This is a genomic window from Bradyrhizobium sp. CCBAU 11434 (assembly GCF_028128895.1).
Lineage (GTDB): Bacteria > Pseudomonadota > Alphaproteobacteria > Rhizobiales > Xanthobacteraceae > Bradyrhizobium > Bradyrhizobium zhengyangense.
This window is the reverse complement of sequence record NZ_LBJX01000098.1, coordinates 18,080-36,935: the sequence shown is the minus strand read 5'-3', so window position 1 is coordinate 36,935 and position 18,856 is coordinate 18,080. Positions and strand designations below refer to the sequence as shown.

Here is an 18,856-nt window from a genome sequence, read left to right as displayed (position 1 = left end):
CGCGAACTCAAAGAAAATCGGCGCCGGCCTCAGCGGCGAAGCGGCCGGGATCGCCCTCCCAGACGATTCTGGCGTGCTCCAGCACATAGACGCGGTCGGCATGGGGCAGAGCGAAGGTCACGTTCTGCTCGCCGAGCAGCACGGTGATCGAGGTGGTCTGCCGCAGCTTCTCCAGTGCCTTGGACAGCAGCTCGAGGATGACGGGCGCCAAGCCCAGCGTCGGTTCGTCCAGAATCAGGATTTGCGGCTGCATCATCAGCGCGCGACCGATCGCCAGCATCTGCTGCTCGCCGCCCGAGAGCGTCTGTGCCATCTGGCCCTGGCGCTCCTTCAGGATCGGGAATAGCTCGAACAGCCACGCAAGCTGCGCGGCGCGCTTATCGTCGGTCAGATGCTGGCCGCCGAGATCGAGGTTTTCTCGCACGGTCATCTCGCCGAACAGCTCGCGCGACTCCGGGCACTGGACGAGGCCGCTGCGGGCGATCTTCGCCGGGCTCGTGCCGCGCAGCTTCTCGCCGTTGCGAATGATCTCGCCGGTGTAGGGCAGGAAGCCGGAGATGGTGTTGAACAGCGTGGTCTTGCCGGCGCCGTTGAGGCCGACGATGGAGACGAATTCGCCTTCGTGGATGTGGATCGAGACGTTCTCCAGCGCCTGCGCCTTGCCGTAATGCACGCTGACATTCTCGACCTGGAGCAGCGGCACCTTGTCCTTGAAGCTGGTTTCGGGTCGCGCATGGGTCTCGATGGCGCCGCCGAGATAGACCCGCCGCACGGTCTCGTTCTTCATGACGTCGTCGGCCTTGCCGGTGACGATCTCCTCGCCGAGATACATCGCCAGCACTCGGTCGACCAGCGCCGCGACGCTCTTGACGTTGTGATCGACCAACATCACCGCGCGACCCTCGTCGCGGAAGCTGCGGATCAGGTCGGAGAACACGTCGACCTCGGCGCGGGTCAGGCCCGCGAAAGGTTCGTCGACCAGCACGACCTTGGGATCACGCGCGATCGCCTTGGCGAGCTCGAGCCGACGCAAATCGGCAAAGGGCAGCGTCGGCGGGCGGCGGTTCATCACGGAGCCCAGGCCGACGCGGTCGGCGATCCATTTGGCGCGCTCGACCAGCGCCTTGTCCGGAAACAGCATGAACAGGCTGTCCGGCAGCAGCGCCACCATGATGTTCTCCAGCACCGTCTGCCGGTTCAGCGGCCGCGAGTGCTGGAACACCATGCCGAAGCCTTTGCGCGCGATCTTGTGCGCAGGCAGGCCCGCGACATTCTCGCCTTCGAACACGACGTCGCCCGCGGTCGGGCGCTCGATGCCCATCACGCTCTTCATCGCGGTGGATTTGCCCGAGCCGTTCGGCCCGATCAGGCCAAAGATCTCGCCGCTGTTGACCTCGAAGCCGAGGTTCTTCACCGCGGTCAACCCGCCAAAGCGTTTGGTGAGGCCGCGGACTTCGAGCACGGGCCGGTTGGAAAGCCTCTGATCCATTACGAGCGAGCCTCGCGCGAGAGGGCCGCCCCTAAGAAGCCGCCGGGGAAGAACAGGACGACGAGCAGGGCGACCGCCGAGACGATGAAGGTCGCGAGCTCGCCGGTCGGACGCAGGAATTCGCCCGCGACGATCAGGAAGATTGCGCCCAGCGCTGCGCCCAGCACGGTGCGGCGGCCGCCGAGCACGGCTGAGACGATCACGTTGACGCCGACCGCGACATCGACGACGGTGCCGACCGAGGCGGTGCCGAAATAGAACACCAGCAGCGCGCCTGACAGCCCCGAGAAGAACGCGCTGACGATGAAGGCGGCAAGCTTGTGCTTGACGATGTTGAAGCCGAGCGCGCCTGCTTGCACCGGATCCTGGCCGCTGGCCTGCAACACGAGGCCCACGGGCGATTGCGACAGGCCGTAGAGGATCGCCGCCGAGATCGTCATGAAGCCGAGCGCGATCCAGTAATTGGCGCCGGCATCGATTGTGATGACGTCGGGGATGGTGAGGCCGATCTCGCCGCCGGTGAGGTCCGCGAACACCACGATGAAGTTTTGCAGCATCAACACCGCGACCAGCGTGGTCAGGCCGAAATACGGCCCGCGCACGCGCAGCGCGGGCAGCGCCAGCACGAGCCCTGCGACGACGGAGGCGAGCGCGCCCAGCACGATGCAGAGATAGACCGACCAGCCGAACTGCGCATTCAAAATGCCGGCGGTGTAGGCGCCGACGCCGATCAGGAAGGTCGGGCCGAAATTGACCTCGCCCGCGAAGCCGAACAGCAGATCCCAGGCCATCGCGAACACACCGAAATAGAACGCGACGGTGAGAAGGCCGAGCACATAGCCGGAGACGTAAAGCGGCAGCGTCGCCGCGATGATCACGAGCGCCAGCGAAACGAAGAACAGGCGCGAGGTAAAGAAGCCGGCCATCTCAGCGCCTCCCCAGAAGGCCCTGGGGCCGGATGTACATCACGAACACGAGCAGCAGGAGCGCCGGAATGGTGCGGTAGGCCGGCGAGACCAGATAGGCCGTCAGCGTCTCCAAATAGCCGACCACGAAGGCTGCGATCAGCGAGCCGGAGACGCTGCCGAGGCCACCGAGCACCACGATCGAGAACGCGCTCGCGGTCAGCGGCCCAACGCTGTAGGAGCTGACGCCGAGGAACATGCCGAGCAGCACGCCGGCGATGCCGGCCAGGATGCCGTAGATCGCCCAGACCACGATGTAGATGTTGGTGAGCTCGAGCCCGAGCAGCGTCACGCCGCGCGGGTTCATCGAGGCCGCCAGCACCGCCTTGCCGGTGCGGGTGCGGTTCACCAAGAGCCACAGCAGTCCGATGACGAGGCAGCACACGATCGCCGTGAAGATCTCGTTCTTGGGCGTGCGGACGCCCAGGATCTCGACCACGCCTTCGACGATCGGCAGCACGGTCTTGGCGTTATTGGTGAAGAAATAGGCGATCAGCTCCTGGATCATGATGCCCCAGAGCAGCGTTCCCGTGAGGACGAAGATCTCCTTCTCCTCATTCGGGATGCGCCGGGAATCCTGGATCGGCTTCACGACGGCGAAGTAAGTGAGGAAGGCGGTGAGGAGGGCGACGCCGACGCCGATCAGCGCGCCGGCATAAGTGCCGACACCCAGAATGCTCGCGGCGGCCCAGGCCGCCACGGCGGCGGCCACCATGATGGCGCCGTGGGAGAGGTTGAGCACGCCGGAGACGCCGAAGATCAGTGTGAAGCCGGTGGCGCCGAGAGCGTAGAGAGCGCTGATGGCAAAGCCATCGATCAGAATCTGGAAAGCTCGCATTGATGATTGGCAATCCGCTCTATGAGCTGGCAGTCAGGCTGCCGCTTTGAGGAAAGGTGCAGCGCCGCAAGTGGAAGCTCCCGGGAGATGGTCCCGGGAGCAATTCCGATCAGTTGCTGAGCTTGATGAAGCTCGGGAACTTGATGTCGATCTTGGCGACTTCCTTGGGCCAGACCGCGCTCTGCTTGCCGTCCTGCCATTGCAACATCAGCCCGGTGATCAGGCCCTTGCCGTACTTGATCGAGTGCGTGAACGGATCGTCCTTGCCGTAGAACTGGACGCGGCCGATCGTGCCTTCCCAGTCGGTCTTCTCCAGCGCATCGACCAGCTTGTCGGCGTCGGTCGAGCCGGCGCGCTTCACGGCGTCGGCGATGTAGTAGACCTCGTCATAGGCGGTGTAGCCGGCATAGGACGGGTAGTTGCCGAACTTCTTCCTAAAGTTTTCCGCGAACGGCACCGACTTCGGCGTCACCGCGACGCCGGGCCCGGAGACGCCCTGATAGAGCACGCCTTCGGCGGCCTGGTTGGTGTCCTTGCCGAAGGTCTCGTTGGTGGCCTGCGATGAGATGCCGAACATCGGGATCGGCACCTGCTGGTTCTTCCACTGCACCGTCGGCTGCACGCCGACATGGGAGATGCCGGTGATGATCACGTCGGGCTTGGCGCCCTCGATCTTGTTGAAGATCGGGGTGAAGTCGGTGGTGTCAGGCGAGAAGCGGATATGGTCGAGCACCTTCAGCCCGATCTTGGGCAGGCATTCCTCGTAGCCGACATCGAGCGGCTTGGTCCAGGCGGCATCCTCGCTCATGATGACCGCGGTCTTCATGTGCATCTTGTCGACGAGCAGGTCCTTGGCGCCGTCGCAGACCGAGAGTGCCAATGCCGCGGAGGTCAAATAGCCGTGGAAAGTGTACTTGTTCTTCTCGTAATCGGCGTGGACGCTTTTGCTGATCTCATTGGAGGCAGCTCCCGGCGTCACGAACGGCGTCTTCAGCCGCGACGCCCAGGGCTCGAGCGCCAGCACCACTTCGCTGATGTAGCTGGCGATGACGATATTGACCTTGTCCTCGTTCACCGCGCGCTGGAAGGCACGCACTGAGTCTGCCGAGGAGGAGTGATTGTCGTAGCCGATGATTTCGATCTTGCGGCCGTCGACGCCGCCGGCGGCGTTGATCTCGTCGGCGGCGAGCTGCGCCGCCTGCGGGATCGAAGCGCCGGCAATCGCCTGCGCTTCCGCGATGACGCCGATCTTGATCGGATCGGCTGCAAAGGCCGCACCTGAGGCCGCTAACACCACGCCCGCCGCGGCCGCACCAAACGCACTTCGCAATGCACCAGAGAGTGCTTTATTCATTTTGTTCTCTCCCTTGAACCAAGCTTCTTTGAGCTATTGGGCCCGGACTATAACGGCGAGAGAATCCTCGGCAAGTGAAACTGTATTCAGGAGTGTACGATGGGGACTAAAGTCTAGCTGCGTAAATATCGGGCAGGACGGAGCGTTATTCCGCACGCAGGCATGCAGATTTCGCCGACGGGCATGCGCCTGTATCGCGGCGCGCAAGCGTGTCAGCGCAATCGCCGCCGCGGCAGATCGAGCGGCTTGAGGCGGGCCGGATCGAATGGCGCCAGGTCGACGTTGCGCGTTGCGCCTTCGACGATCAACTCCGCCAGCGCTTCGCCGGTCGCTGGGGCGTTGAGAATACCCCAGACACTATGTCCTGTCGCAACATAGAGCCGTTCATCCTGCGGTACGCGGCCAATCAGCGGCAAGCCGTCCTCCGTCACCGGACGATAACACGCCTGTTTCGCGATGATCTTCTCCGGTCGGAACAGCGGCGATAGTCGGCCCGATATTTCTTCCACCCATTTCATGCTGTTGGGCTCCGGCCTCACGTCGATCGGGTCAGTGGGAAAGGCTCCTGTGTCGGGGCAAGCGGTCACATAGGTGCTGCCATCCGGTCGAGGGAACACCTCGACAGAGGTGGTTTCGCCGTAGATCTTCGTCTCGAGAAACAAGGCGTCTGCCGACACATGCGTGCCCGTGTCGTACACGATGCTCGGGCTGCGTTGAGCATAGAGAGCAGGCAAGCTCATCCAGTTCGCGGCGAGCAGCGACCATGGTCCCATCGCGATCACGACGGCATCCGCCTCGATAATGCTATCGTCAACCTCGACACCCTTCGCGCGCGCCCCATCCCCATCGCGCACGATGCCTGTGAAGCGGGTGCGGCGAAGCTCGGCACCTTGCACGATCGCCGCGTTCATCATCGCCGACGTGAACTTTTGCGGATGAACGATCGCGGTCGTCTCGGTCGTCCCGATGCGTTGCGCGATGACGACGCCATCGCTCAGCCAATCGAGTGCGGACGGCGTATTTCGGCGCGGATCGTTGTCGTCGGCAACAAAGCCGCTATAGGCCGTCATCGGGCGATGGCCCCAATCGCCGGCAATCTCCTCAGGCAACTGCGCGTGAAGTACAAAGCTGCGTCGCGCCAGCGCGTCGAGCGGCGTGCCTGCGCACCAGTCGCGCGCCAGAAAGCCACCGGCCTTTCCCGATGCGGCGGCCGCCACCTCGGTCCGTTCGACGACGATGACATCGACGCCATGGCGGCTCAGGAAGTAAGCAGTACAGGCCCCGATCACGCCGCCGCCGCAGATCACAACGCGCATGGCTTGTTCCCTGATCCGCGCCTACGTTTGCGAAGACAACCTAGCTCGAATACCCGCGTTCCAGCGCGTGACGCTGCTGATAGCGGTCCAGCGCGAGATGGACGAGGCGTGTCAGCAGCTCGCCATACGGCACGCCCGAGGCCTCCATCATTTTCGGATACATGCTGATCGAGGTGAAGCCGGGCAGGGTGTTGATCTCGTTGAAGCAGAATTCGCCGGTTTGCCGGTCGAGGAAGAAATCGACGCGCGCGAGGTCGCTGCATTCGAGCGCCGCGAACACCTGCACCGCCAGCGCACGCACGCGCGCCATCTGGGCTGCATCGAGCCTCGCCGGAAGATCGACGCGTGCGCCGTCAGGATCGAGATATTTGGCTTCGTAGGAATAGAACTCGTGCTGGGCGTTGGGATTGAGCTCGCTGGCAACGCTTGCAAACGGCGTCTCGCCCTCGAGCACGGCGACCTCGATCTCGCGGGCGTCGATGCCCTGTTCGACCAGCACCTTGAGATCGTAGCGAAATGCGTCATCGAGCGCGGGCCCGAGCGCATCGGCAGTCTTGACCTTGTGGATGCCGACGCTGGAGCCCATGTTGCACGGCTTGACGAACACCGGGAGCGTCAGGCCCTGGATCGCCCTGGCGAGAGACGCAGCGCGATCGGCGACGAAAGCCTTGCGGGTGAGCACGCGATAGGGCGCGACCGGCACGCCGGCGAATTGCGCCAGCCGCTTGGCGACATCCTTGTCCATGCTGACGGCGGAGGCGAGAACGCCCGATCCGACATAGGCAATATCGGCCAACTCCAGCAGGCCCTGCACGGTGCCGTCCTCGCACAGCGGGCCGTGCATGACCGGAAACACGACGTCGATCTCGATCGGGCCGCCTGTGCCCTCGACAACAGGCATGAGAACGCCGCGTCCGTCGGTGCCTCTGGCGAGCCGCATCTCGGGCGCATCGGACAGGATCGGCAGCGAGGCCTGCGCCGGGTCGATCGCCGAAAGATCGTTCCATTGCCACCGGCCGGTCTTGTCGATGGAAACAGGGATCACCTCGAAGCGCGCACGGTCGAGATGCCGGAGCACGGAGGCGGCCGATTTCAGCGAGACCTCGTGTTCACCGGACCTGCCGCCATAGAGAACAACGACGCGAATTTTGTCTGTCATGGCTCAATTATCACGCGCTTTGCCCGGAAGTCACGTGCTGCCTGCGCACGGCTAGATCGTCCTGGTCGCCAAAATCTCTCGGGCACGCTCGAGGTCGGCCAGCGTATCCACGCCGAGCGGCTCCGTCTTGATCACCTTCGCGTCCATCCGCATGCCGTTCTCGATCGCCCTGAGTTGCTCGAGACTTTCACGCTGCTCGAGAATGCCACGTGGCAGACCGACATATCTCGCCAACGCCTCGCGCCGATAGGTGTACATGCCGACGTGATGATAATGCGTTCCTGCGCCTGCGGGAATCACGGCCCGGCTGAAATAGACCGCGCGGCCGATGGTGTCTCCGGGATGGATCGCAAGAGCGATCTTCACTACACTCGGTGCCTGGAGTTCGAGAGGATCCTCGATCTCGGTGGCGAGCGTGGCGATCGAACAATCGGCATGCCGCGACAACGGCTCCATGGTCGCCCGTATCGTCAGGGGATCAATGGTCGGCAGGTCACCCTGAAGCACGACGACTACATCGTGTGCCGCTCCCGCATCGCTCAGCTGAAGGGCCGCGTGCGCACGATCCGATCCTGTCGGGAGATTTGGGTCGGTCAGGACCGCACGACCACCCAAGCCATCGATGACATCGACGATGGCTTGATCGCCACAGGCAACGACAACGGGGCCGATATCCGCCTCGAGACCTCGTCGCCAGACGTGGGCGATCATGGGTTTGCCGTTGATGTCGGTCAGTGCCTTGCCCGGGAGCCTGGTCGAACCGAGCCGGGTGGGAATGATCACGATTGGACGCATTGAAACCTTCTGCCTCTTGAACGGGGGCACGCGCCGCCGGAGTCGGCCGCGCAAAATGGATCTGCTCGGAGAGCGCGGCAGGCGTCGCAACCTGCCGTCGCAGCTCGTCTTTGGACAATTCGAGGATATCGCCGAACGGATCCGCGGCGCCAGTGGGGCACGCTGGCGCGTCATCGTGAATCCTAGTCCGGTCCGCCTTCGCCGGGAAATGTTTCACGTGGGCGTCACAACCCCTCGATACGTTCATCGAGGCAATTTGGAGCCACGGGCGGGCTTCTTCTCATTTTCGTAAACCGGACTCGGCGCGGGGCAACTCAACGCTGCCTTCTGCGGTGAGCCCTCTTTTGTCCAAAGCAACTCTCGGGAGTGACGATGACGAGGCGAGGTGAGGGGAAGTCGAGGGCCATCTGCGGCAAGCTGCGCGCGACGGCCTTTCTTGTGCTTGCAGCCTGCTTTGCGATTTGTTCGATTGTTAGCGCGCGCGCCGACAATGATGACCGCGACAGGGGAGGCGAGAGCCGGGCTTACGCCATCGGGCTCTGGGGCGATTTGCCGTATTCCGACCTCCAGGCGCAGGTCGGCGTGCCGAACCTGATCGCCGACATGAACGCGCAGAGGCTGGCTTTCACGGTCCATGACGGCGACTTGAAGGCTGGCAACGGGACGCCTGGATCGGTGACGCCAACCACATGCAGCGATGCGCTGTACCAACAAGCGCTCGGCTATTTCAACGCGCTGAATTCAGCCGCGATGTTCACGACCGGCGACAACGACTGGACCGACTGCGATCGCGCATCGAATGGGTCGTTCTCCTCGCGCGAAAGGCTCGACTACGAGCGGAAGATCTTCTTCAGCACCGATCTCTCACTTGGCCAGCGGCCCATCAAGCAACAGGTCCAGCACGACAAGCTGTGCCTCGACCACAACAACCAGTTGACCGGTTGCGTCGAAAACCGTCGCTGGATCATGAAGGGTGTGGTTTACGCGACGCTCAACATTCAGGGGTCGTGCAACAACCGTTGCGATACGCTACCCGACGACGCCGAATGGGCCGCGCGCAACAACGCCAACATTTTCTGGATGCAGCAGACCTTCGATGTTGCGAGAACATACCGTGCCGCGGCTGTCATGTTCATCTCGCAGGCCGATCCGGGTTGGGACCAGTCGGACGGAACCCGCGCTCCGTTGCGTGACCCGAAGACGCTCGCGGAAACCGATGCCAATCCCGACGGTTTCCAGGCCTTTCTCGTCGCGCTGCGCGATGAAGTTGTCGCCTTCGGCAGGCCCGTCGCTTACGTTCATGGCGACTCCCACTATTTCCGGGTCGATCGCCCATTTCTCGATGCCAAGGGGCGACGGCTCGAAAACTTCGTCCGCGTTGAGACGTTTGGTGACAATCAGGCGAACGGTAACAACGACGTGCACTGGCTGAAGGTATTCGTGGACGACCGAAGCCGCGAAGTGTTCGCATTCCAACCGCAGATCGTGCCGGCCAATCGGACCGCCGTGCCCGCGCCTCCGAAGCGTGGCGACGATTGACAAGCGGTGCCGAGCCTTGCTGCTCGGCGAAAGAAACAGGCGGTGTAGGCGCTGATCGCGCCACCGCCAGAGATGGTATGCCGTCGCGAGACTCGACTCGCGGCTAGCGATCGCCTTTGCCTTTGCTTGTGGGCAATGGACAGTTGCTGCAGCACTGGTCGTCACACATCCGGCAGATCGTAAAGCGATCCATCTCGGATGTGTCCTGCCTCGCCAGCAAGTCATGTATCAGCGTTCCCAGGCGTTTGGTTTCAGCCGGCGACAGCACGTCCAAAAGCGATGCAACGGCTGAAATCCTTGACGCCAACAGCTCCTTCCTGCTTGCAGCGCCCTTCGTCGTCAAATGCAGGGCGACTTCGCGACCGTCCTTGCCCGGCCGGCGTTCGACAAGCCCATCGGTGACCAGCCGGTCGACGAGCCGGACCGTACCGGAATGTGACAAGTCAAGGATCCGCCTGAGCTTGTCGTTCGTCATGCCCCGGCCGTAGCCGATGACGATCAACGCCGCTGGCGTCTCGCCACCCCGGCCCACCACGTCGCGCGCGCGCTGCTCGATGCGATCCATGACGGCGAGCGACAGTGCACCCAGCAAATTCGCGATTCCTGTGTCCATGCGGGGGAGAATATGTGCGGAGCGCACAAAAAACAACTTGACCAAATATGTGCGCTACGCACATATTATCTGGATGATGATCCCTGCAGTCATTGGCGCTGCATGTGATCACCCGCGCTTCTGAGTTGGTGGAGCAGGGCTGTGCGGCAGCGGGCGGTGCAGAGCGATTCGCTGGGGCGTGAAGACGAGGAAGAAACAGGGAGAAGGCGATGACTATGCAAAGCACGGCCGCAGTAGCGACGAACGCCTTGGGCAGCGAACCTGCCTTGAAATACGTGCAAGCCAACGGTGTGCGGTTTGCTTACCTCGAGCAGGGGAGCGGGCCTCTGGTCATGTTCATGCATGGCTTTCCCGACAACGCCTGGTCTTATCGGAAGCAGCTGCAAGTTTTCGCGGACGCAGGCTATCGTGCCGTCTCGCCGTTCTTGCGTGGCTATGCGCCGACCGAGATCCCCGCGGACGGAGTTTTCGATCCCGTCGCCTTGGGCAAGGATCTCGAAGCGCTCATCGCAGCGCTGAGCGGCGACGGCCGGGCGTGCGTCGTTGGCATGGACTGGGGCGGTACGTCGACGTTTCAGGCGCTCGCCACTGCGCCGGCGGCGATCAAGGCCGCCGTGGTCATGAACACGGCGCACCCGATCACGTTCTCAAGCATCAGGAGGGATCCGGACGTCGTTCGCTCCATCTTCCATGTGTACTATTTCCAGTCTCCAGGGGCGGAATCGGCGGTTAACATCGAGGGACTTCCCTTCGTCGATTATCTCTGGAAGCTGTGGTCACCATCATTCAAGGACGAAGCGCATCTTCGTTCGATCAAGAAGACGCTCGGCTCTCCCGGCACGATGGCGGCCGCGCTCAAATATTATGGAGGGCTGACCGAGGCCGGGCGTCTCGGCCGGCTGCCGATCAACGACATGCATACGCCAACACTGACGATTTACGGCAGCAACGATCCGACCGCAAAATATTCGCTCAAGGAAGAGTCGCTGTTCAAGGGGCCGCACAAGCGCGTTGTCCTGCCTGACGTCGGCCACTTCCCGCACCTCGAGCGCGAGGACGAAGTCACCACCCTGATCATGGATTGGTTCAAGGCGCATGCACCCGATTGAGTGAATGCCTCACGATGAGGACTTTTCAACGACGACATCCTTCTGGCTTTTGATCGGGAGCACGGACCATGGACGCCAGCACGCAGCAGAAATACGCCGAGACGTTTTACGGTCTTCACAAGCGGGGAGACCCGCTTATCCTGTTCAATGCCTGGGACGTCGCGACCGCGAAGGCGATCGCAAGGGCGTCTCCGGCCATCGCCACCAGCAGCGGTGCGGTTGCGGCCGCACTCGGCTACGCGGATGGAGAAAACGTGCCGCTTGATCTCGTCGAGGGCTTGGTATCGCGCATGACTGCCGCGGTGTCGGTTCCCGTATCGATTGATCTGGAGGCAGGATATGGCGAAACGCCGGAAGCTGCGGCGACTTCAGTGGCTAGGATTCTCAAGGCCGGCGCGGTTGGTATCAACATCGAAGACGGGCTCTTCGGGGGCAAACGACAGCTCGCCGGACCGGACTATCATGCGGCGAAGATCCGGGCGGTGCGAGACGCAGGGCGGAAGTCTGGAGTCCGGCTGTTCGTCAATGCGCGAACGGATCCATTTTTGCTGAAATTCGGATCGCCGGATGAATGCCTCGACGAAGCTGCAAGGCGCGCGAAGGTCTATGCCGAAGCAGGGGCCGATGGCATCTTTGTCCCCGGCCTGACCGACCTTGCCCTCATCGAGAAGCTCGTTAAGGCCACGCCGCTGCCGGTCAATATCATGGTGACGCAAGGCACTCCGGAAATTTCGGATCTCGCCCGCCTCGGCGTCCAGCGGGTGAGTCTCGGGCCATGGCCCATGATGGCGGCGATGCGCGTCGTCGGCCAGGCTGCTGCCACGGTTGCGGAGGGAAAGCAGTACGGCACGTTCCTGCAACCGAACAGCTGAGTGACAAGGAGACGCGGCGCCGGCGAGAGATCCCGGCGCCGTGTCGCTTACGGCCTGCGTCGCTCAGCCGGGCCCTGCACCTTGCGTCGCCGTGTACACCGCGTAGAGCGACTGGCTCGCGGCCATGAAGAGGCGGTTGCGCTTGGGACCGCCGAAGGTGATGTTACCGCAGACTTCGGGCAGGCGAATGCGGCCGAGCAGCTTGCCGTCCGGCGACCACACCGTTACGCCGTTGTAGCCAACCGCGCGGCCGGCGTTGCTGGAGGCCCAGACGTTGCCATTGACGTCGCAGCGCACGCCGTCCGGCCCGCACTTCACGCCGTCGATCATGAAGTCGCTGAACCGCTGCTGGTTCGATAGCTTGTTGTCGCTGCCGACATCGAACACGAAGACCTCGCCCTTGCCGCCGGCGCCGGTGTCGCCGGGGCCTTTGCCGGTCGAGACGACATAGAGCTTCTTGTAATCGGGCGAGAAGCACAGGCCGTTCGGATCGGGCACCTGGTCCTCGGTGACGACGAGATCGACGCGGCCACTGGGATCGATGCGATAGCAGTTGGTCGGCAACTCGCGCTTCTTCGGTATGAAGTCCGCCGGCTGGCCGATCCTGGGATTGAGCTTGCCGCCCGAGTCGGGCTCGCCCTCGTAGAGCTGACCGCCATAGGGCGGATCGGTGAACCAGTAGCTGCCGTCGGGATGGGCGACGACATCGTTCGGCGAGTTCAGCTTCTTGCCATTGTAGTTGTCGCAGAGGAACGTTGCGGTGCCGTCGTTCTCGTAGCGCGTTACCCGCCGCGTCAGATGCTCGCAGGAGAGCTGGCGCCCCTGGAAGTCGAACGAGTTGCCGTTGCTATAGTTCGACGGCGTGCGGAAAACGCTGACATGGCCGTCGTCCTCGCTCCAGCGCATCTGCCGGTTGTTGGGGATGTCGCTCCACAACAGATAGCGGCCCTGCGCGCTCCACGCCGGGCCTTCAGCCCACAACACGCCGGTATAGAGCCGCTTGATCGCTGTGTTGGGCTGCGCGAGATCGTTGAACGACGGATCGACCGCGATGATGTCGGGGTCCCAGAAATAGGTGGTCGGCGCGCCGCGCGGGCTGAAATCGCGCGGCGGTGTGGTGATCGTCGTCGGCGGGGCGGCAGGGCCGGTCTGGGCGAGCGCCGTGCCCGTTCCGGCCATCGTGGCCGCGGCACCAAGCGCAAGTCCCTGAACCAGCGTTCGTCGTGAAAGCGCAACATCCTGCTCACGCTGCTGTTGGCGTGTCATTCGCGTCCTCCCGGGTCATGTTGGCTGGCCGGTTGATCCGGCCGAGCAGGCGCAAGGTTAGTCCCATTCATTTCCGGTTGCGAGGGCTGGGAATGCAATTTGAGACACAACTAAAGCGCGCAATTGTGAAGTTGCCGACTTTTCTCGCGCCGCATTTTGGTCCAGCATTCGAAGCAGGAGCGAGGGGGAAAGCGACATGGCTGGTGTTGCCCCGAAGAATGGTCCGTCGAAAACCGAAGACGAGATCAAGGCGGACGAATTGCACGTACGGCAGATCGAGGCGGAAAAGGCGCTCAAGTCCGCGAATGCCCCATGGTGGCGAAGGGCTGACCCGTTGACGCTCGCGATCCTCGCGGCGGCCGGGTCTTTGGTTGGAAACATCCTGTCAGAGCACAGCAAGGCGAAAGACGATCAGGCGTTGGAGCAGACCAAGGCGCAGTACAATCTGGTACTGCAAGCGATGGCGACGAACGATGCGGCTGCTGCAAAGCGCAATATACACTTCTTCATCGATGCTGGTCTGCTCGCGGACGGTGATTGCCGGATCCGCAACGCAATCGACAGCGACAATCCCGTGCTGCCGTCGTTATCGGGCACCGCGCCGGCAGGCCCGGCGAACCTGCTGTCGCCGCCGTTGGTCGCGTCACTCTACAACTTCCCGCCGGGCGTGGACGGGAGGGGACAAACCATCGGAATTGTCGAGTTCGGTGGTGGGTTCGACAGGAAGGACCTTGAGCAGTATTTCTCGAGGTTGAAGCTTCCGGTGCCGGAGATCATCGCGGTGCCCGTCAACGGCGGGGGCAATCATCCGTCCATGACCGACGACGGGACTGACATGCAAACCGCGATGGACATCGAGATCGCCGCCGGTACCGCGCCGCGCGCGCATTTAAAGGTCTATTTTGCGCCGGTACCCAAGACTGAGGGTTTCAATGCGGCGGATTTCGCCCAAGCGGTTCGGCAAGCCACGGCCGATCAGGTCTCGGTGCTGTTGATCGGCTGGGGGCTGACCGAGAGCCGGTGGAAGGATGAGGACATCAAGCTTGTTGACGGTGCATTGGAGCAAGCCGCCAAACAAGGCATCACGGTGATCGCACCTTCCGGCGAAAACGGTGTTACGGACGGTATGACTGACGGGCGCCGCCACGTCAGTTATCCAGCGTCGAGCCCTTGGGTCCTGTCGGTCGGAGGCACGACCGTCAAGATCGAGGATGGCAAAATCAAATCGGAGAAGATCTGGCGCGACGGTCAGTCGGCGACAGGTGGCGGCGTGAGTGAGAAGTTTGCACGACCAGAATGGCAAAATGGAGTCAAGGTGCCACTTCGGGCAGACGGGAGCACAGGACGCGGCCTGCCGGATGTCGTCGCCACGGCTGACCCTGCGGTGGGCTATACGCTCTTCGTGCATGGCAACGCGGTGGTCGTGGGAGGCACCGGAGCAGTCGTTCCACTTTGGGGCGGCCTCATCGCGCTGCTCAATCAGGCCAACGGCCACAACCTCGGCTACGTGACCCCGCGGTTCTATCGCGAGTTCGGACCGGCGAAGCTGTTTCGTGAGATCACCGAGGGAGACAACGGCGTGTCTGGTGTCACCGGCTTCAAGGCAGGTCCAGCTTGGACACCAGTTGCGGGTTGGGGCAGCCCGGATGGCGTCAAGCTGATCAATTGGCTGCGCACTCATCCTGATGGCACGTCGACAGCTGCGAATGTCACTGCTTGTCCAGCCACGACCAGCCAGTAGAGTGCGTTTTCCACCGCGGGTGCGCATGACGGTTCCACCGGCATGAACGACTGTTCGTTCGCCTGAGAATGATACAGCGGTCAGCCTTGACCTCGCCCATATTGCTGCGCAGAACTCGCGCCGGGACAAGTCTCGGAGTTGGTTGTGGGTGTCGTCATACTGATCGTACTGCTCGGGATCGCGTTTGCTGCCGGCTATTTCCTGCGCGATCTGAAGTCTCGCAAACGCCGTGCGGACGCCCGCCGTTGGAGCGATTACGCGCAGCCGGATTGGCTGAACGCCAATGCGCCCGCCAACACCAACGAAGTGACGGCCGCCAATCAGATGGTGCACGCGGCCACCGGCGAGCTTGGTCAGCTTGGTCTGATGCTGGATCGCTGGGAGACCAGGGCCCGCGCGCGCCGGGTGGGATAGGTTGAGCGCCGCGTATCGGCGGCTACAAGAATTCGCGTTGCTCGACGGGCAAAACACCCAAGCGCTGGGTCAACAGGCGTGGTTCAAAATATTCTGCCTTTCCGAAACTCGGATTTGTCGTATGTTTCGCCTATCCTGATCCGCGTTGTACGATGTCGCCTCCTGGGTCCCGGCCCCGCGTAGCAACGCTCCGCGCTGCAGCGCGTCCGGGATACGGACCGCGGTGCCCTGCAACCAGGTCAGCCCCCCTGACCATCTTTTGGCGTTGCAGTTGCGGCCATTTCTCGTCTAGAAACGGCGCACTGAGCCTTCCGGCAACCAACCGTCAACGGTTTTGACCGAGGATTTGGGGCTCAAAAGGGTCTGGCAATGCTGATTCGCGGCCAAATCGATGGGATTTTTGGGGAGGTGGCTCTGGCCGCCGCCACGATCCCGGCCGCGCTGCCCACCCTGCTTCTTGGCGGGCTTCTTCTTAGCTGCCCCTGAGGGCCGGCTGGGCGCTGCGCGCCTGGGCACTCAGGGGTTGGTCGAGATCACCGAACACCTCAAGCGCCCCTAAGACTGACGGCGCAAAAGCTCAAAAGGAAATTTTGCAATGGCCCCCGTGAACAAGTCCGACAAGGACCGCGTCATCATTTTCGACACCACGCTGCGCGACGGCGAGCAATGCCCCGGCGCCACCATGACCTTCGAGGAAAAACTCGAGGTCGCCGAGTTGCTGGACGATATGGGCGTCGACGTCATCGAAGCCGGCTTCCCGATCACCTCGCAGGGTGACTTCGAAGCGGTAAGCGAGATCGCCCGCCGCTCCAAGAACGCCGTGATCGCCGGTCTGTCCCGTGCCCATCCGGCCGATATCGACCGCTGCGCCGAAGCGGTGAAATTCGCAAAACGCGGCCGCGTCCACACCGTGATCGCGACCTCGCCGCTGCACATGCGGGTGAAGCTGAACAAGACGCCGGAAGAAGTGCTCGAGACATCGGTCGCGATGGTCGCGCGCGCGCGCAATCAGATCGACGACGTCGAATGGTCGGCCGAGGACGGCACACGCAGCGAGATGGATTATCTCTGCCGCATCGTCGAGGCCGTGATCAAGGCCGGCGCCACCACGGTGAACATCCCCGACACCGTCGGCTACACGGTGCCGGAGGAATATACCCACTTCATGAAGACGCTGATCGAGCGCGTGCCGAACTCCGACAAGGCGGTATTCTCGGTGCATTGCCATAACGACCTCGGCATGGCCGTGGCGAACTCGCTGGCCGGGGTCGTCGGCGGCGCGCGCCAGGTCGAGTGCACCATCAACGGCATCGGCGAGCGCGCCGGCAACGCCGCGCTCGAAGAGATCGTGATGGCGATCAACGTGCGCAACGACAAATTCCCGTACTGGAACAAGATCGACACCACGCAGCTGACCCGCGCCTCGAAGGTGGTGTCGGCCGCAACTTCGTTCCCGGTGCAGTACAACAAGGCCATCGTCGGCCGGAACGCCTTCGCGCATGAGAGCGGGATCCACCAGGACGGCGTACTGAAGGACGCTTCCACCTACGAGATCATGCGGCCCGAAATGGTCGGCCTGAAGCAGTCCTCGCTGGTGCTGGGCAAGCACTCGGGTCGTCATGCCTTCGTGCACAAGCTGGAAGAGATGGGCTACAAGCTCGGCCCGAACCAGCTGGAAGACGCGTTCACGCGGATGAAGGCGCTCGCCGACCGCAAGAAGGATATCTACGACGAGGACATCGAGGCGCTGGTCGATGAGGAGATGGCGGCCTCGCACGACCGCATCAAGCTGACCTCGCTGACCGTGATCGCCGGCACCCATGGCCCGCAGCGCGCGACCATGAAGCTGGACGTCGACGGCCAGATCAAGATCGAGGAGGCCGAGGGCAACGGTCCGGTGGACGCGGTGTTCAACTGCATCAAGCGCCTGGTGCCGCATGAGGCCAAGCTCGAGCTGTATCAAGTTCACGCCGTGACCGAAGGCACCGACGCGCAAGCTGAAGTCTCGGTGCGACTGTCGCAAGAGGGACGTTCGATGACGGCCCGCGCGGCGGATCCGGATACGCTGGTCGCCTCGGCCAAGGCCTATCTCGGTGCGCTCAACAAGATCGTCATGAAGCGCCAGCGCGACAACGTAACAACGGCTGCGGCGGGCTGACGAACGTAGCTCGTCATTCCGGGTTCGGTCCTGCGGACCGCCCCGGAATGACGGTGCTTGTGGCGATGAATAGCTGCCCTGCTAACGGCCAATAGCGGCTCCGCCTCGCAGCCGCTATTGATGCTGCCGGCTCAAGATCGGCCGCCCTGATGCCGGGCAGCCCAAAAAACAACAGGGAGAGAAAATGCGCACCTTCGCGATCGCGGCGTTCATCGCTGCACTGGCGCTCGGCCTTGCCGGGCCTGCCAGCGCCGACCCGATCATCATCAAGTTCAGCCACGTGGTCGCGACCGACACGCCGAAGGGCAAGGCGTCGGAGAAGTTCAAGGAGCTCGCCGAGAAGTACACGAACGGCAAGGTGAAGGTCGAGGTCTATCCGAACTCGACGCTGTACAAGGACAAGGAAGAGCTCGAGGCGCTGCAACTCGGCAGCGTGCAGATGCTGGCGCCGTCAAACTCCAAATTCGGCCCGCTTGGCATCCGCGAGTTTGAGGTGTTCGATCTGCCCTATATCCTCCCTGATCTCAAGACGCTGCGGAAGGTGACGGAAGGTCCGCTCGGCGCGCGGCTGCTCAAGCTGCTCGAGCCGAAGGGCATCATCGGCCTTGCCTATTGGGACAACGGCTTCAAGGAGATGAGCGCCAACAAGAAGCTGCTGACGCCCGCGGACTATCAGGGCGTCAAGTTCCGCATCCAGTCCTCGCGCGTGCTGCAGGCGCAGTTCAAGGCGCTAGGCTCGCTGCCGCAGGTGATGGCGTTCTCGGAAGTCTACCAGGCGCTGCAGACCGGCGTGGTCGACGGCCAGGAGAACACCTGGTCGAACATCTATACCCAGAAGATGCACGAGGTGCAGAAGTACATCACCGAGACCAATCACGGCTACATCGGCTACGTCGTGATCGTGAACAAGAAGTTCTGGGACGATCTGCCGGCCGACATCCGCGACCAGCTCTCGAAGGCGATGAAGGAAGCCACCGACTTCAACAACGCACAGTCGCAGAAGGAAAATGACGATGCGATGGCCGAGATCAAGAAGAGCGGCAAGAGCGAGATCATCAAGCTCACGCCCGAGCAGGACGAGGCGATGCGCAAGGCGATGGAGCCAGTCTACAAGGACGCCGCAAGCCGCGTCGGCCAGCCGCTGATCGACGAATTCCAGAAGGAAGCCAAGAGCACGACCAATTAATCTAGGCGCTCGATGAATGTAGGGGCTTCCGTGCTGCGACGC

General features: G+C 62.7%; 16 protein-coding genes. 7 read left to right on the top strand and 9 right to left on the bottom strand.

What is annotated here, in order from left to right:
- Positions 1 to 7 precede the first annotated feature (7 nt).
- The 7 genes from XI06_RS29495 to XI06_RS29465 form a co-directional block, all read right to left on the bottom strand.
- A complete protein-coding gene (locus XI06_RS29495) occupies positions 8 to 1,489 on the bottom strand; it encodes an ATP-binding cassette domain-containing protein (protein WP_237890688.1) in 1,482 nt (493 codons plus the stop codon).
- A complete protein-coding gene (locus XI06_RS29490; RefSeq protein WP_237871178.1) occupies positions 1,489 to 2,415 on the bottom strand; it encodes a branched-chain amino acid ABC transporter permease in 927 nt (308 codons plus the stop codon). The genes XI06_RS29495 and XI06_RS29490 overlap by 1 nt, the downstream gene beginning before the upstream one ends.
- Position 2,416: 1 nt before the next feature.
- A complete protein-coding gene (locus XI06_RS29485) occupies positions 2,417 to 3,292 on the bottom strand; it encodes a branched-chain amino acid ABC transporter permease (protein WP_237866913.1) in 876 nt (291 codons plus the stop codon).
- 109 nt (positions 3,293 to 3,401) lie between these two features.
- Complete coding sequence (locus XI06_RS29480; RefSeq protein WP_237866911.1) at positions 3,402 to 4,646, bottom strand: ABC transporter substrate-binding protein; 1,245 nt, start codon at positions 4,644 to 4,646, stop codon at positions 3,402 to 3,404.
- A 212-nt stretch (positions 4,647 to 4,858) separates the two neighbouring features.
- Positions 4,859 to 5,962, bottom strand: a complete 1,104-nt coding sequence (locus XI06_RS29475; protein ID WP_271607078.1) for an NAD(P)/FAD-dependent oxidoreductase — start codon at positions 5,960 to 5,962, stop codon at positions 4,859 to 4,861.
- Positions 5,963 to 6,002: 40 nt separating this feature from the next.
- The gene (locus tag XI06_RS29470) at positions 6,003 to 7,121 is read right to left on the bottom strand and encodes a D-alanine--D-alanine ligase family protein (protein ID WP_271607077.1); all 1,119 of its coding nucleotides are present in this window, start codon (positions 7,119 to 7,121) and stop codon (positions 6,003 to 6,005) included.
- Between the two features lie 51 nt (positions 7,122 to 7,172).
- Positions 7,173 to 7,916 (bottom strand): 3-deoxy-manno-octulosonate cytidylyltransferase, encoded by a 744-nt coding sequence (locus XI06_RS29465; protein ID WP_271607076.1) that lies wholly within the window; start codon positions 7,914 to 7,916, stop codon positions 7,173 to 7,175.
- 372 nt (positions 7,917 to 8,288) lie between these two features.
- Here XI06_RS29465 and XI06_RS29460 point away from each other — a divergent pair, with 372 nt between their 5' ends.
- On the top strand, positions 8,289 to 9,455 hold the full coding sequence (locus XI06_RS29460) for a hypothetical protein (RefSeq protein ID WP_271607075.1): 1,167 nt from the start codon (positions 8,289 to 8,291) through the stop codon (positions 9,453 to 9,455).
- A 103-nt stretch (positions 9,456 to 9,558) separates the two neighbouring features.
- On the opposite strand, the gene XI06_RS29455 is transcribed toward XI06_RS29460, so the two are convergent.
- Positions 9,559 to 10,047 (bottom strand): MarR family winged helix-turn-helix transcriptional regulator, encoded by a 489-nt coding sequence (locus XI06_RS29455; protein ID WP_237866901.1) that lies wholly within the window; start codon positions 10,045 to 10,047, stop codon positions 9,559 to 9,561.
- A gap of 230 nt (positions 10,048 to 10,277) precedes the next feature.
- On the opposite strand from XI06_RS29455, the gene XI06_RS29450 reads away from it, so the two are divergent.
- Together XI06_RS29450 and XI06_RS29445 are read left to right on the top strand one after the other, a co-directional pair.
- The gene (locus XI06_RS29450; protein ID WP_237866899.1) at positions 10,278 to 11,177 is read left to right on the top strand and encodes an alpha/beta fold hydrolase; all 900 of its coding nucleotides are present in this window, start codon (positions 10,278 to 10,280) and stop codon (positions 11,175 to 11,177) included.
- 68 nt (positions 11,178 to 11,245) lie between these two features.
- Entirely contained in the window at positions 11,246 to 12,049 is an 804-nt protein-coding gene (locus XI06_RS29445; RefSeq protein ID WP_237866898.1) for an isocitrate lyase/PEP mutase family protein, read from the top strand.
- 63 nt (positions 12,050 to 12,112) lie between these two features.
- On the opposite strand, the gene XI06_RS29440 is transcribed toward XI06_RS29445, so the two are convergent.
- Positions 12,113 to 13,315, bottom strand: coding sequence for an SMP-30/gluconolactonase/LRE family protein (locus XI06_RS29440; protein ID WP_271607074.1), 1,203 nt, complete (start codon positions 13,313 to 13,315; stop codon positions 12,113 to 12,115).
- 196 nt (positions 13,316 to 13,511) lie between these two features.
- On the opposite strand from XI06_RS29440, the gene XI06_RS29435 reads away from it, so the two are divergent.
- The 4 genes from XI06_RS29435 (at position 13,512) to XI06_RS29420 (ending at position 18,814) form a co-directional block, all read left to right on the top strand.
- A complete protein-coding gene (locus XI06_RS29435; RefSeq protein WP_271607073.1) occupies positions 13,512 to 15,056 on the top strand; it encodes a S53 family peptidase in 1,545 nt (514 codons plus the stop codon).
- A 138-nt stretch (positions 15,057 to 15,194) separates the two neighbouring features.
- Entirely contained in the window at positions 15,195 to 15,470 is a 276-nt protein-coding gene (locus tag XI06_RS29430; protein WP_237871165.1) for a hypothetical protein, read from the top strand.
- A gap of 595 nt (positions 15,471 to 16,065) precedes the next feature.
- The gene (locus XI06_RS29425) at positions 16,066 to 17,628 is read left to right on the top strand and encodes a 2-isopropylmalate synthase (RefSeq protein ID WP_237866894.1); all 1,563 of its coding nucleotides are present in this window, start codon (positions 16,066 to 16,068) and stop codon (positions 17,626 to 17,628) included.
- Between the two features lie 184 nt (positions 17,629 to 17,812).
- Positions 17,813 to 18,814, top strand: a complete 1,002-nt coding sequence (locus XI06_RS29420; RefSeq protein ID WP_237866893.1) for a TRAP transporter substrate-binding protein — start codon at positions 17,813 to 17,815, stop codon at positions 18,812 to 18,814.
- Positions 18,815 to 18,856: the final 42 nt, after the last annotated feature.